The sequence below is a fragment of the Nitratireductor kimnyeongensis genome, assembly GCF_019891395.1.
Lineage (GTDB): Bacteria > Pseudomonadota > Alphaproteobacteria > Rhizobiales > Rhizobiaceae > Nitratireductor > Nitratireductor kimnyeongensis.
This window is the reverse complement of the sequence record NZ_CP078143.1, coordinates 3,080,017-3,092,911: the sequence shown is the minus strand read 5'-3', so window position 1 is coordinate 3,092,911 and position 12,895 is coordinate 3,080,017. Positions and strand designations below refer to the sequence as shown.

Here is a 12,895-nt window from a genome sequence, read left to right as displayed (position 1 = left end):
TCTACTTTCGGGATATCGAGGATAGGGGCATTGGAAAGGCGAACAGACCTGCAATCCGCCTGCGCCATTGCGGTACAAGCGGTGAGACCACGACTGCAGCCCCCTCATAGGCGTGCACGAAAGCATCCGTCGCCGTCATGATGCCCACATGCTTGGCTGGCAGATTTGTGCGCCAGCGAAACAGAACGATATCGGCTGGCTGCGGGTCCGCATGCGCCCGTTCAATGCAATGACGCCTGGCCGCGGAAAGAAGACGCTCTTCGCCGCAACACTCCGCCCAATCAGCGCTATAGACTCCCGGCTCTTCTGGCTCGCAGCCCAGCACGCTTCGCCACACACCGCGCAACAGTCCAAGGCAATCGCAACCCACGCCTTTGCGGCTCGCCTGATGCCGGTAGGGGGTACCGACCCAGCTCAGGGCTTCATACAGAATGGCTTCCCGCAATGCCCCTTCGGTTGGATGGTCACTCTGGGTCACTGCACCAAAGCCTTGCCGTCGAAGACCCCCTCGCCCCGTACATAGCTATAGGCCGCGTCATCGCCGGGCAGATGCGGGAATCCACGAAAATTCGGGGCATTCTGGAACTTCCCCTTGCAGGTGGGAAATTGCTTGTTACACCCTGCGACGACTATGAACCCATCCCCCGCCTCTCCCCTCAGCGGTGCTTCGCGCCAGAGTGAGAGCCGGGTCTCGCTTCCAGAGTTCACATGCGCAATGACCCGTTCCCTGCGACCGGATTGCGCTCCGCTGACCCAGGTCAGAACGCCATTGTCAAACCAGCCAGCCGCAAACGCATCAAGGCCATCAACCACCAGAACGTTCGCTTCTTCAGCGCGAAGGAAAATTCCGCTGCCTGCAAAACGGTCATCGGTCAGGTCCACTCCGCACCGCTGGTCACCCAGTTCGGCATCGCAACCTCGTCCAACGGTTCGTCCACTCGGCTGATCAAGTGTCCATGCCTCGCTTTCCAGTTCGGCGACGAAACGTCCATCCTGCCGCGTCACCTTGCCGATCACTGCCACACGCAGCCTTTGAAACATCGATGGGTCCCGCCAGTTCACGAGCAACGTCTCGACCCTTGCACCGTCATAGAGTCCTGAGAGAATGTCTTCTTCTCGGATCTCCGAGGCGGAAAGCGCTCCAGCCACGTCGACCGTATCCACCGATAGTCCGAATGATGATCTGGCCTCACTTGCGGTAAAACCCGTGTACGGATGAAAACTCGCACCGTCGCAATTCAATTGCCTGTCGTGATCGGTAAAACCGAGGATGACCCCGTCGGCTCGGCTCAACCGCCAACAATGGCAAAGGCTTGTGACCTCCCCTTGAATGTGGGCTTCCAGCGTTTCTTCTGTCGACGTCATGCAAGTATCTCCACCAGCGGGATCGTGGGAATTTGCCCCGCCCTGAAAGCACTGAGGCTCACGGACAGTCTTTCGATGTCGAAGCGGACCGGCACGTCGAATTCGAATCCGGCCGTGACCACAGCACCTTCCGCGGGCACCGCCTGAGGTTCGAAAACCACCTCTCCCGTGGCGCTGTCGATGGCAAAGTCGAGCGAAGTCTGCTGAAGCACACCGTCGACGCCAACCAGAACCGTGTCCGCGACAGGACGGGTGATCGGGCGCAGAACCGCATCGGGCGCCTCCCCATATGTCTTTGCCAACGCAAAGCGCGTGGCGACGCCATCGCCCACGCCAATCGCCTGGTCACTTGCAGTCGGCGTCCCGGAAGGTGCACAGGATTTCATGTCGAATGGGTCGCGGAACCGAAACCCATGAAGCGAACCGCGTCGCGCCTCGAAAAATGCGATCACTTCGTGCACATCGTCGAGCGAGCGCAATCCCGTGCCGACGTCGTAATACCGCCGCGCTAGCGCATGTCTCGCATTGCGCTTCTCGCGACCCGATGTCAGCTCCACGATTTCGTTGCGTCTTTCTGGCCCTCCAGTGGCCCCAAAGGAGATGGCCACGGGAAACCGCACATCGTGAAAGGCGTTCATGCCGGTTGTTGTCCTTCCTCAAAAGGTCCTGGCGCCACGCGATACAGCGCGTGCCAGCATGCCTGTGATCTGGGCCTGCGACTTGCGGAACGATGCCGCGTCCGGTGTCGAAATGTTGAAAACGATGTTTGCAGCCGACGAACCGCTTCCTGCGGCAACACCCAGCCGACCGTCGGAACCGCGCTGCAGAGGCAGGATCGCTTCTGCGCCGGCCTCGCCCATCAAGCCGACCCTGCCCCCCATCGGGAAATAGGTGGGCGAGGAAACGACGCCGCCATCGGCAAACGGGACCACGCCCCCCTTGGCGAAGGGCAGGATCCCCCCGACAACACTCGAAAAAAGCGACGATCCCAGCGCCGCCAAAGGCTGCAGCGCCTGCGAAAGCGCCATACTCGCCAGGTTCATGCCGATATTGCGCAGCACATCCTCGAACGATTTGCCACTTACCACCGCACTTTTCAGCGCCCCGGTCATCTGCCGGCCAAAGCCGTCCGCCAGTGTCTCCAGTTCGCTCAGCGCTTCGGCAAACGGCTTTGTGTCCGCGCGAATTTCAAAGGTCACGTCTTCCAAGGAATTGCCTCCACCTGTTGTCCGACGTCCAAGTCTGGAAAGCGTTGCATGAGCTGATCGAAATCGCTGCGCGCCGGGACACCCGGAGCGGCGCCATGCAGCGCTTCCAGCGCACAATTCAGCTCGCGCGGTGTCATGCCCCAGAACGCACCCGGTGGAAGCCGCAGCACCCCAAACGCAACGCCCATCACCTCATTCCAGGGGAAAGGCCGCGCTTGGGCTGATGCGGCATTCAAGGGTTTGGAGCCGGTTCCTCCGCTCCGCCGAACGTCGCCACCAAAAGTGCACTCACAACCCGCGCGAGCCCGGCCAAGCCCTCTTCGCAGCGCATGGCCTGCACATCCTCCTGGCTGACGGCGTGGCCGCCGCCGCGAAGACCAGCCCCGATCACGCGCTGCATGTCGCGGGCAGAAAGGCGCCCGCTGGAAAACCGCTTCGCAAGTTCGCCCAGATCCTCTGCAGCGAATGCGTCTTCGAGTTCGGCCAAGGCACCCAATGTCAGGCAAAGCGTGTAGTCTTTGCCGTCGATCCGCGCAGCCACCTCGCCGCGCCTGCAGTTGACACTGATCATGGGACCTCCGCAAAATTCACGGCCCCGGCAGACTCCAGGGCGATCTCAAAGGTCACCTCACCATCGTGATTGCCGCCATACTCCAGCGCGGTGATCTGAAACGGTCCTGACACGATGCCGAAATCCGGTATCGTTAACTGCCAGTCGGCTATCTCGCTGGAAAAGAACCGGCTGCGAATTGCGGCGTCCGATGCGCTATCCTTGAAAATTCCGGAACCGCTGATCGCGGCCCGCTGCACGCCGCTGCCGGCAAGCAGTTCCCGCCATCGGCCCGCCGAATCCGCATTCGTCACGTCCACCGTCTCACTGTTGAAGGCAAGGCGCTTGGCACGCAGCCCTGCAACGGTGGTGAATGTTCCCGCCCCGCTCGTGTCGAGCTTCAGGAGCAGGTCCTTGCCCTTCTTGGCAACCATGCTTGTCCTCCAGGAAAATGTTGATGTCTCAAACGGGCTCGATCATTGCGCGAAAGCGCATCAAACCGTGATAGGCGTTGAGGTCTTCGTCGAAGTGGATTTCGCTGCCCTCACGGCGCAGGTTGACCAGGTGATGTCCGGCGACTGAAAGCGGAGTGGTCATCAGCGCCTGATCGATGCGATCCATCAGTTGCAGCGCTTCGCGTCGCCCCTTGCCGTTGGCCCAGACATTGATCGTGAAGAAGTGCTCGCTGCCTTGCTCGGTGTCCGTGCTCCAGTCATGCGTGCTGGCCGGTCCAAATGTGGCATAGGGGTAGGCCGTGCGGGCAGGTGCCAGATCGTAGAATTTTTCACCGCCCAGAGCGCCAGTCAGCCCTGTATCTGCCGCCAGCGTCCCGAACACAGCCTTCTGCAGTTCAAACGCGGCGGCGAGCATCGTCACGCTCCTGCTTTAACACGTCCGATTTCGGCGCTTTGCGTTCTGCTCGCCTTGCGGCCTCTCCCACCTCGGCCACCTTGTGTGATAGCCGTCGCAATGCCCGGGTCAGCCCGTCGCCGGTCAGTCGCAGGCTCATCTTCATGTCTGTTCCTCCTCACAGAGACAGACCAGGTAGCGACCTGTCTCATCGGGATCATGGGCCGTCAGGATCGAGAAACTCCGCGTTCCCCGCACGATCCGCATCCCGCCGGTCACACCGGTACGAAACCGCAGCGTGATGCGATGGGTCACCCGTTCATGGCGTTGTCCCGCTCCGAAAGGCGCCGCGGCCCTCACTGGCTCAATGAAACCGAATATCGTCGCGATCTCGCTCCAGGTCTCGGTGTGCCCGCCCGCGTCGTCCGAAACGAACGATGCTTTCTGCAGGCTGAGTTCCGCGCGGAATGCGCCAGGGTCGATGAACTGGATACGCATTACAGCCTCGGCTTCCGATAGCTGTTGACAAGACGCAGAAACCCGGCCGGGATCGATACGGGCTGATCATTGGCCTCAAACGCGGCCCGGAACTCGAACCAATGGCCCACAAGTATAAGAATGGCGCGCCGCAGAAGGTCCGGTACATCCGTCCCCGCTTCTCCGTACCCGGCCCTGAAATCGATCTCGATGCCGTTCAGCTTTTGGCCCGGAAGCGGCCTCGATTCCAACAGAAGTCGAGCCGGCTGGGAATGTGCATCCAGCCGATAGGTGGATGGATCGACGATCGAGGCGGCTCCATCAGCGTCGAACACCGTCACCGATAGCACTTCGCGCACCGGGGTCCGGTTCAAAAGAAGCACGTTGGTTGTTGGCCAGTCGTCCAGCGTCAGACGCCAGGACTGTTCGATCAGTGCCTGTCCGGTGATCTTCTCCACCTCCTCGCGCGCGGCGCGGATCAGCCCTTCAATCAGCGCGTCTTCACGCACCTGCTCAAGCCGAAGATGCGCCTTCGCCTCGGCAAGGGTTACCGGTTCGACCAATGGGCCGACCGTGCGAAATAGCGTCATGCGGAAACTCCGTTCAAAGAAAACGGCCCCGGAAATGCTTCCGGGGCCGTACTCGGCATGGACGTACAGGGAGGATTACACCGTGCCGAATTTCAGCAGCTTCACCGCATCGAAGTCCTGGATACCCCCGCCCACGCGCTTCGTGGTGTAGAAGAGCACATAGGGTTTGGCAGAATACGGATCGCGAAGGACACGAACGCCCGCCCGATCCACCACCAGGTAGAAACGGCGGAAATCGCCAAAAGCGATTGGGGTCTCATCCGCGCCAATGTCAGGCATATCCTCTGCTTCAACCAACGGAAATCCCATCAGCATGGCACGGCTTCCGGGTGTGGCGGGCGGCTGCCACATATAGTTGCCGTCCGCGTCCTTCAGTTTGCGCAGCGTCGCCTGCGTCTTGCGGTTCATCACCCAGCTTGCATTCTGGCGGTAGCCGGCCTTGACCGCATAGACCAGATCGACAAGGACATCGGACGCGTCACTTGCAGGAAGGTCGCCGCTGACGCCTGTCACATTGTACCCCACATTGCCCCAGCTCCAGCCGGTTTCGTCCGCCTGCGGGTAGCTGAGGAAGCCTTTCGGCTTGTTGATGCCGTCACCGTTGACGAAAGCCGCTCCCTCCTGCTCGGCAAAGGCGCTCTCCACTTCGCTGGCAATCCATTGGTCAAGATCGACCACGGCGTCATCCAGCAGCATCGCGGTTGCCGCCGGCATGGCATAGAGTTCAGCGGTGGGAAATTGCAGTTCCTCCAACGTGCCTGCCGCCGTCTCCGGACGTGCTGCCGTTTCGGCGACCCAGCCCACCGCCGGACCGGTCACGGCAAATGGCTTCTTCAAAACCGCACTGGAGACCTGCCGCACCGACGCAATCGAGCGGATCGGTGATAGCTCGGACAACCGCGCACCGATTGCCGCTTCCGTCTCGTCGGGCACCAGATAGCCGCCATCCGGTGCAGAGCCATAAGACATTGCCTTTTCTTCCAGAGAGCGTATTCCGCGCTCGTCTCCGGACCGCATATAGGCTTCAAAAGCCTGTTTTCGCTCAAGATCCTGCAGCGCTGTAGCACCGCCACGGCCCAGAACCGGCCGCGATTTCTTCAACACCAGCGTATCAAGCGCCTGCTTGTGCTCGTCGAGCGCTTTTGAAATTCGCTCCACCTTCTCCGACGTCACCACATCCGCACTGCGCGTCTCGAGCTGTTTCAGCTTCTCGTCATTGGCTTCCTTAAAACTCTCGAACGCATTCATGAATTCATGGAACGCGCCCGTCACGTCACCCTCATCAAGCGCCGATTTCACCTCCGGCGCGCGTTTTGCCAGTCCTGCCGTCATGTCTTCATCCTCAATCGTTGAACATGCGGGCCGCTTTGCGGATCAGCGCAGCAAGCCCGTCATCAATGCCCCGCACGGCGTCCCGCTCGCGTCTCAAGGCGCAAAACCCCTTGGCGATCACCAGTCGGGCCTCTCGCCGCGTCAGGCCGGCATCCCGCGTCAGCCAACGCTCGAACTCGCGCGCCGTGGGCAGCGGCGCGTCCCTTCCCTCCGTCTTCACCTCATCCACACGCGCCTCCGGCAGCATGGGAAAGGTGACCACGGAAATCTCCCAAAGATCCGCCTCCACGATATGGCGCACTCCGGTCTTTGCTTCGGTCTTGGCCTTAACCGTGCGAAACCCGATGGAAAGCCCGTCGAGCGCCCGATCGCGCATCAGCTCCCAGACCTCCCGCGCCTTGGCGACGCCAAGCGCCAGCCGCCCGCGCACCAGGAGGCCGCGCGCGTCCTCGCGCAGCTCCTCCCAGGTTCCTATGGGCTGGTTGGGATTGTGTTGGAACAGCATGCGTACGCCGCCTGGGCCACGCCTTTCGAGCGAGCGGGAAAAAGCGCCCCGCTCCACCGCATCGCGTCCGAGATCGACTTTGCCGAACAGGCTCGCATATCCAGAAAACGTCCCGTCTGCCTTCACGGTCTCGAGGTCGAGCCCGGCATATTTGCGCTCATCGGGTATCGGCGCGATCTTTGCCTGCATGGTCTAGCGTCCTTTCTGATCATCCAGCCTTTCGGACCGTCTTTGCGGCAACGGCCCCACCGGCCGCGTCTGGAAATATCGCAGGGCCAGACCGATGGCGCTCCAGGCGCAAAGGCTTGCCACAGCCGCCCCCATGAGCATGGTCTCCGCAGCCCCAAGCCGCCCGGTAAGTTCGAGAATTTCAGCGAGTTTCAGCCCCGTCGCCCCGCCGAAAACCATGCCGCACACCACACCGACCGCAAAGCGAACCGCCGCGTCGCGCCGATGCTTTGGCAGGATATAGGCAAGCGAGATGGCGGAGCCGGCCACAGCGCCAGCCCCCTTTGCGAGCCATATCCAGCCCGCATGGGTGATGTCGGTCATTGATCAGTTTCCTTGGAGTTTCCAGCGACAATGGTCAGTCTGTCGAGGCATTCTCATTCGTCCCGGGGGCCATAACCCACCGCCTGACGTTTTTCCACATCGCTCAGGAAGTCGGCAGCTCCCACCCGGTTCCATAGCGCTTCACGCTCGGCGGCCAGCCCCTCAATGCCGTCAGCGTCGTACCAAAGTCTCACCTCAGACCCGAAGACCGGATGGAGCCAGGCCGAAAACTCCTTTGCCACCCGCCCCACAAGCGGCAGCACGGTCAGTCGGTAAAAGGCCCGGTTCGCCTCCTGATAATTGGCATAGGTGTTGTCACCGGGGATGCCGAGCAGCATGGGAGGCACGCCAAGCGCCAGCGCGATGTCGCGGGCGGCGCCATTCTTCGCCGCCATGAAGTCCATGTCGCGCGGCGAAAGGCTCATCGCCTTCCAGTCGAGCCCACCTTCCAGAAGCAAGGGCCGCCCGGCGCGCGCGGCACCCGCATAGCCCTGTTCCAGCTCCACCTTCAGCCGGTCGAACTGATCGTCGGAAAGATTGCCACCCTCCTTCGGCGCATAGACCAGCGCGCCCGAGGGCCGCGCCGAATTGTCGAGCAGCGCCTTGTTCCAGCGCGCCGCCTGGTTGTGCGTGTCGAGCGCCATCAGCGCCGCGCCCAGCGGCGCAAAGCCATAATGATCGTCGAGCGGGTGAAAAAGTGAAAGCTGCAGAGCCGCCCCCGCTTCCAGCGGTACGTGCTCGCGCGCCTTGCCCTCGCGATAATCCAGCGCCACAGGCCAGCCGCCCGCATCCGCCACCACCGACACCCGGTCCGGCCGCAAGAGATGCAGTTCGCGGGTCCCCGTGCCTGTTTCCAGCATGCGAAGATACGCATTGCCCGACAGAACCAGATGCCCGTAAAGCGTCTCCATGAAACTGCTACCAGCCTGTCTCTGGTTTGGCCGTGCCATCAGGTCCAGAATCGGATGCGCGTCGTGCTCCTGCGCGCCCTCATAAAGCAGCCACGGGATCGCTGCCGCAGCCTCCGCTACCAGCCGCACGGCGCGATGAGCGATTGGGTTGGACATGAACCCCTCGCGCGACATTGCGCCATAGTCGCGGCGCGTAAAGCGCGCTTCTCCCTCCCGGTGCAGCGCCACGAAACCACCCGCGTGCATCTGTTTGGTTTCCACCGGTGCGCGAGCACCTCCCGGACGCTTCGCCCAGGGCCAATACCAAGCCATGTGATTTTCCCGATTTGCGTTGTTTTATCCGAGTCAACCGAGTGCGCGCACGCGCGGCTCCCGCCGGTTGGAAAGCATGAGTTCGCTCAGGCCCCAGACCAGCGCATCGACCCGGTCTGGCGAATGTCCGCCCGAGAGACCGTCGAGGCCAAAATCGCACATTTCATCCTCAAGCTCGGGAAAGCGTTGCGCATGACGCACCCGTCCCTGCTCATAAAGAGCGGCTACCGGTTCCGCCCGCAGCCACTTGCCGCGCGTTGCCCGCACCGCCTTCACCGGCACGCTGGCGTCCACCGTGGCAATGACGGTCGCCACCATCTCGCCACCCTGGTTTACCTCCGCCACAAGACAATCGGCTTCCAGACGATGATAAAGCCCCACCGCGCGCGCCGCCCATTCCTGCGGTTTCGCACCCTTCACCGTCTCGTCGCTCAGGACCACACCGTTGCCCTGTGCATCGACACCCGCCGCCACCAGTCCGCAGGCATCCGACCTGCGGCTGGACGCCGCCGGGGGATCGACTGCGACGACAATCCGTTTGAGTTCACTCATCGGCCCAATCGCACCAGCTTTCTCCAGCATCGCGCGCGTCCAAAGCGCATCGGGCCGGTCCTCGATCAGTTCGCCATCAAGTTCCTGCCGGCCAAGCCGCGTCCCCGCATAGCGTTGCCTGATGGCCCTTATGAAACCTGGAGCCAGATTGTCCCGGTTTTCATCCGTCCGCATATGGGTCACGGTCACATTCGGATCGTCCATCAGCTTGCGGATCAGAGGGATCGGCCTCGGTGTCGTGGTCAAGAGCTGCCTTGGCCGTTCTCCCAGCCGCAGGCCGAACTGCAGCATGTCGAAAGTTGCGTCGGCCTGCCTCCATTTGGCCAGTTCGTCGCACCAGGCCGCATCGAACTGCGGCCCGCGCAAACTGTCGGGATCCTCGGCAGAAAAAAGCTGCGCTACCGCACCATTGTCCCACACGATGCGCCGCCTGCTCGCCTCGAAACGTGGGCGAGCGCGCCGCGAGACCGCCAGTATTCCCGAAGGCCCCTCCACCATCACCTCACGTGCGTCGGAAAGCGTTTCGCCGATCATGGCCAGCCGACCATAGCGCATCCCGCCAGCGAAGGGGGGCAATCCCCGGACCAGCGCATTAATCCATTCCGCGCCCAGCCTGGTCTTGCCGGCGCCACGACCACCCATCACCAGCCAGCTGTCAAAAATCGCCGCAAGCGGATACTGCGCCAGTCGCGCAACCCCGAGCCATTCACGCTCAATGGCGTATGCGAGTTCCCGTGCCAGGTTCAGCCTTGCCCATCCTTTCTGCAAGCTCTGCAGCAAGGCAGCGGATCCGGTCGTCGATGCGGTCGAGTGCGGCGGCCATTTCTTCATCGCTGGGGGCGTGCTTTCCATCCATCTGCTGCTGCTCGATCGCGATTTCGTTCATCTTTTCCAAAACCTTGAGCAGCGTACTGAGGCCTTCGATCCGCCCCTTGTCGAAAAGATCGCGATGAACCGCATCCTCGATTAACCGCTGGAGTTGATTGAAGAGCATCCCGATCATGCTTCGCGTCCGCTCAATCGATGGCGGCAGCGGCAGATCGTCTGGCAACCCCCAGTTTTCTTCCTGCGCCCGCTTGCGCAACAGCCGCTCCGAGCGGCCGCATGCCAGCGCCAGCAGTTCAAAAGAAGGCGGCGCGCCCTCACGAAGCGCACGCACGGCCATCAGATCGGCCGCACCCATCTTGCCCATAACGTCTCACCCATGTCCGGAAATAAAAAAGGCGCGCCCCCGTCAAAGGACCCGCCTCGAAACGCCGCAACTGTGCGACTGTGCCTGAACCCTACCAAACGACCGTTACGTTGTCAAGAATTTTTTCCTAATTTTATACACCGGCACTCTGTGTGTTAGCCATTTCGGTGTTTTTCCCTTGCGGAAGAGACGGAAATGCGAAGAAACTCACAGAGCAATCCGCTAGAATAGCCTTTATATGACGAACAGCGATGTGGGGTCGTGTTCGTCTGGCGATTTCGCAAAGTGGATTTGTTTGGGTTGGCCATGGTAGGCCGGACGGGAGTTTGGGTGAAAATGCCGCGCGAGAAACGGCAGAGCAAGGCGCCGCGGGCGACCAGATTGCTGGCGCTCGATGCTTGGATCGATTCCACGCTTTACGAAGCGGGTTTCAAGCTCGCCGAATTTTGGGAAAGCGTAACAATCTTCTTCCGCCGCTTCCGGGTCTATGGCGTCAAACGCGCCGTGGTCGAATTGTTCAGCGAGGGTGCCACGCTGGGCGCAATTGGGTCGGTCGTCATGCTGGCGCTGGCCATGCCTGCGTTCGAAGAGACGGCCGGAGACTGGAGTGCTCAGGATGATTACGCCGTTACATTTCTCGACCGCTATGGGAACGAAATTGGCCAACGCGGCATCATTCAGCGCGATTCCGTGCCCGTCGACGAGCTTCCCGACCACGTGATCAAAGCCGTCCTTGCCACGGAGGACCGGCGCTTCTTCGACCATTTCGGCATCGACTTTCTTGGTCTCGCCCGCGCGCTGACCGAAAACGTGCGCGCCAATTCCGTCGTCCAGGGGGGCTCCACGCTCACCCAGCAGCTCGCCAAGAACCTGTTTCTGTCCAACGAGCGAACCCTCGAGCGCAAGGTCAAGGAAGCCTTCCTGTCGATCTGGCTCGAGATGAACCTCTCGAAAACAGAGATCCTCCAATACTATCTCGACCGTTCCTATCTGGGCGGTGGAACATTCGGCATCTCTGCTGCGGCAGACTTTTATTTCGACAAACCTGTCAAGGATTTAAGTCTCGCTGAAGCAGCGATGATCGCCGGGCTTTTCAAGGCGCCCGCGCGCTACGCCCCGCATGTGAATCTTCCCGCCGCGCGTGCTCGTGCCAACGAGGTTCTCACCAACATGGTGCAGGCCGGTTTCATGAGCGAGGGGCAAATACTCTCCGCCCGCCTCCACCCGGCGACTGCCGTTGATCGCGAAGGTACAGACACACCGGATTATTTTCTGGACTGGGCTTTCGAAGAGGTAAAGCGCGTCGTTCCCCGCAGCGCCACCCATTCGCTTGTCGCGCGCACCACGCTCGATCCGAACCTCCAGAAGGCTGCTGAAGAATCGCTCGAGTTCCACCTGCGCCAGTACGGAAAGGACTATGACGTCTCCGAGGGCGCCATCGTTCTGATGGACACCGAAGGTGCGGTCCGTGCCGTTGTTGGTGGCCGTGACTACGGTTCGAGCCAGTTCAATCGCGCCACCAAAGCGGAGCGGCAGACCGGCTCCTCCTTCAAGCCCTACGTCTACGCGGTGGCGATGGAGAACGGGTTCGAACCCGGCTCCGTCATTTCCGATGGCCCGATTTCTTGGGGCAGTTGGTCCCCACGCAATTACGGTCGCAGCTATGCCGGTCGGGTGACCCTGACCCACGCATTGATAAAGTCTTACAACACCGTTCCCGTTCGTCTCGCGCGCGATCATCTGGGCATCGATCCCATCATCGATCTCATCAAATCCTTTGGCATCGAATCCCCGATCAACGGCCACAAGACCATGGTTCTGGGCACCTCCGGTATGACCGCACTCGATCAGGCGACCGGCTATTCCGTCTTTGCCAATGGCGGCTATGCCGATACCCGTTTTGCCATCGTGCAGTTGATGACCCATTCGGGCAATCTCATCTACGATCATGGTCGCGATGCACCGCCACCGCGCCGTGTGCTGTCGGATGATGCCGCAGCTTCCATGAACCAGATGCTTATCCTTGTGCCTGAGCAAGGCACGGGTCGCAGAGCCGCTCTGCCAATGACCCGCTCAGCAGGCAAAACCGGTACCACCCAGTCCTATAGGGACGGCTGGTATGTCGGTTACACTGGAAATTATGTTGCCTCAGTCTGGCTGGGCAATGACGACTTTCACCCCACGAGGCGCATGACCGGCGGCTCCCTTCCCGCCATGGTCTGGCAGCGCCTGATGTCCTACGCGCACCAAAATGTTGAGATCAAACCCCTGCCCGGTATCGAAAGTCCCATGCGCATCGAGACAGATGCCGTGGAAACGGCCAGCGAAGACGGCGCGGGAGAGAACCCGGAGACCGACAACCTTCCTCTCGCTCTATCTGCGCGAACATCCCACTTCCTCAAGGGGCTGGCAAAGAATTTCGAGGCCGCCCCGCGCTTGCGCAAACCCACCTCTCACGAAACCCTGTCCGCCCTGTAATGCAGCGTAAGGCAAACCTCAA

18 protein-coding genes are annotated in these 12,895 nt (G+C 61.2%); 1 reads left to right on the top strand and 17 read right to left on the bottom strand.

The genetic code is table 11. The annotated features are described in order from the left end of the window. Position 1: 1 nt before the first annotated feature. The 17 genes from KW403_RS14705 to KW403_RS14625 form a co-directional block, all read right to left on the bottom strand. Positions 2 to 478 (bottom strand): NlpC/P60 family protein, encoded by a 477-nt coding sequence (locus tag KW403_RS14705; RefSeq protein ID WP_246637799.1) that lies wholly within the window; start codon positions 476 to 478, stop codon positions 2 to 4. Then, on the bottom strand, positions 475 to 1,365 hold the full coding sequence (locus KW403_RS14700; RefSeq protein WP_223020199.1) for a DUF2163 domain-containing protein: 891 nt from the start codon (positions 1,363 to 1,365) through the stop codon (positions 475 to 477). The genes KW403_RS14705 and KW403_RS14700 overlap by 4 nt, the downstream gene beginning before the upstream one ends. Then, complete coding sequence (locus KW403_RS14695; RefSeq protein ID WP_223020198.1) at positions 1,362 to 2,003, bottom strand: DUF2460 domain-containing protein; 642 nt, start codon at positions 2,001 to 2,003, stop codon at positions 1,362 to 1,364. Before KW403_RS14695 ends, KW403_RS14700 begins: the two co-directional genes overlap by 4 nt. A gap of 18 nt (positions 2,004 to 2,021) precedes the next feature. Next, entirely contained in the window at positions 2,022 to 2,573 is a 552-nt protein-coding gene (locus KW403_RS14690) for a phage tail tape measure protein (RefSeq protein ID WP_223020197.1), read from the bottom strand. Continuing rightward, positions 2,561 to 2,809 carry a rcc01693 family protein gene (locus KW403_RS14685; RefSeq protein WP_223020196.1) on the bottom strand — a complete coding sequence of 83 codons (249 nt, stop codon included), beginning with the start codon at positions 2,807 to 2,809 and terminating at the stop codon, positions 2,561 to 2,563. The genes KW403_RS14690 and KW403_RS14685 overlap by 13 nt, the downstream gene beginning before the upstream one ends. Further along, positions 2,806 to 3,144 carry a gene transfer agent family protein gene (locus KW403_RS14680; RefSeq protein ID WP_223020195.1) on the bottom strand — a complete coding sequence of 113 codons (339 nt, stop codon included), beginning with the start codon at positions 3,142 to 3,144 and terminating at the stop codon, positions 2,806 to 2,808. The genes KW403_RS14685 and KW403_RS14680 overlap by 4 nt, the downstream gene beginning before the upstream one ends. Continuing rightward, positions 3,141 to 3,557 carry a phage major tail protein, TP901-1 family gene (locus tag KW403_RS14675; protein WP_223020194.1) on the bottom strand — a complete coding sequence of 139 codons (417 nt, stop codon included), beginning with the start codon at positions 3,555 to 3,557 and terminating at the stop codon, positions 3,141 to 3,143. Before KW403_RS14675 ends, KW403_RS14680 begins: the two co-directional genes overlap by 4 nt. A gap of 28 nt (positions 3,558 to 3,585) precedes the next feature. After that, a complete protein-coding gene (locus tag KW403_RS14670; RefSeq protein ID WP_223020193.1) occupies positions 3,586 to 3,993 on the bottom strand; it encodes a DUF3168 domain-containing protein in 408 nt (135 codons plus the stop codon). Next, positions 3,974 to 4,138 (bottom strand): hypothetical protein, encoded by a 165-nt coding sequence (locus KW403_RS14665; protein ID WP_223020192.1) that lies wholly within the window; start codon positions 4,136 to 4,138, stop codon positions 3,974 to 3,976. Before KW403_RS14665 ends, KW403_RS14670 begins: the two co-directional genes overlap by 20 nt. Next, positions 4,135 to 4,470 (bottom strand): phage head closure protein, encoded by a 336-nt coding sequence (locus KW403_RS14660; protein WP_223020191.1) that lies wholly within the window; start codon positions 4,468 to 4,470, stop codon positions 4,135 to 4,137. The genes KW403_RS14665 and KW403_RS14660 overlap by 4 nt, the downstream gene beginning before the upstream one ends. Further along, positions 4,470 to 5,039: a head-tail connector protein gene (locus KW403_RS14655; protein WP_223020190.1), complete on the bottom strand. Its 570-nt coding sequence runs from the start codon at positions 5,037 to 5,039 to the stop codon at positions 4,470 to 4,472. Before KW403_RS14655 ends, KW403_RS14660 begins: the two co-directional genes overlap by 1 nt. Before the next feature lie 75 nt (positions 5,040 to 5,114). Beyond that, positions 5,115 to 6,371: a phage major capsid protein gene (locus tag KW403_RS14650; RefSeq protein WP_223020189.1), complete on the bottom strand. Its 1,257-nt coding sequence runs from the start codon at positions 6,369 to 6,371 to the stop codon at positions 5,115 to 5,117. Between the two features lie 10 nt (positions 6,372 to 6,381). Continuing rightward, positions 6,382 to 7,065, bottom strand: coding sequence for an HK97 family phage prohead protease (locus KW403_RS14645; protein ID WP_223020188.1), 684 nt, complete (start codon positions 7,063 to 7,065; stop codon positions 6,382 to 6,384). 3 nt (positions 7,066 to 7,068) lie between these two features. Continuing rightward, the gene (locus KW403_RS14640; RefSeq protein ID WP_223020187.1) at positions 7,069 to 7,428 is read right to left on the bottom strand and encodes a DUF6107 family protein; all 360 of its coding nucleotides are present in this window, start codon (positions 7,426 to 7,428) and stop codon (positions 7,069 to 7,071) included. A 53-nt stretch (positions 7,429 to 7,481) separates the two neighbouring features. Continuing rightward, positions 7,482 to 8,651: a phage portal protein gene (locus KW403_RS14635; protein ID WP_223020186.1), complete on the bottom strand. Its 1,170-nt coding sequence runs from the start codon at positions 8,649 to 8,651 to the stop codon at positions 7,482 to 7,484. Positions 8,652 to 8,684: 33 nt separating this feature from the next. After that, entirely contained in the window at positions 8,685 to 9,950 is a 1,266-nt protein-coding gene (locus tag KW403_RS14630; protein ID WP_246637971.1) for a DNA-packaging protein, read from the bottom strand. Further along, the gene (locus tag KW403_RS14625) at positions 9,916 to 10,386 is read right to left on the bottom strand and encodes a hypothetical protein (protein ID WP_223020184.1); all 471 of its coding nucleotides are present in this window, start codon (positions 10,384 to 10,386) and stop codon (positions 9,916 to 9,918) included. Before KW403_RS14625 ends, KW403_RS14630 begins: the two co-directional genes overlap by 35 nt. A gap of 345 nt (positions 10,387 to 10,731) precedes the next feature. Here KW403_RS14625 and KW403_RS14620 point away from each other — a divergent pair, with 345 nt between their 5' ends. Continuing rightward, on the top strand, positions 10,732 to 12,873 hold the full coding sequence (locus KW403_RS14620; protein WP_223020183.1) for a transglycosylase domain-containing protein: 2,142 nt from the start codon (positions 10,732 to 10,734) through the stop codon (positions 12,871 to 12,873). The last annotated feature ends 22 nt before the right edge of the window (positions 12,874 to 12,895 follow it).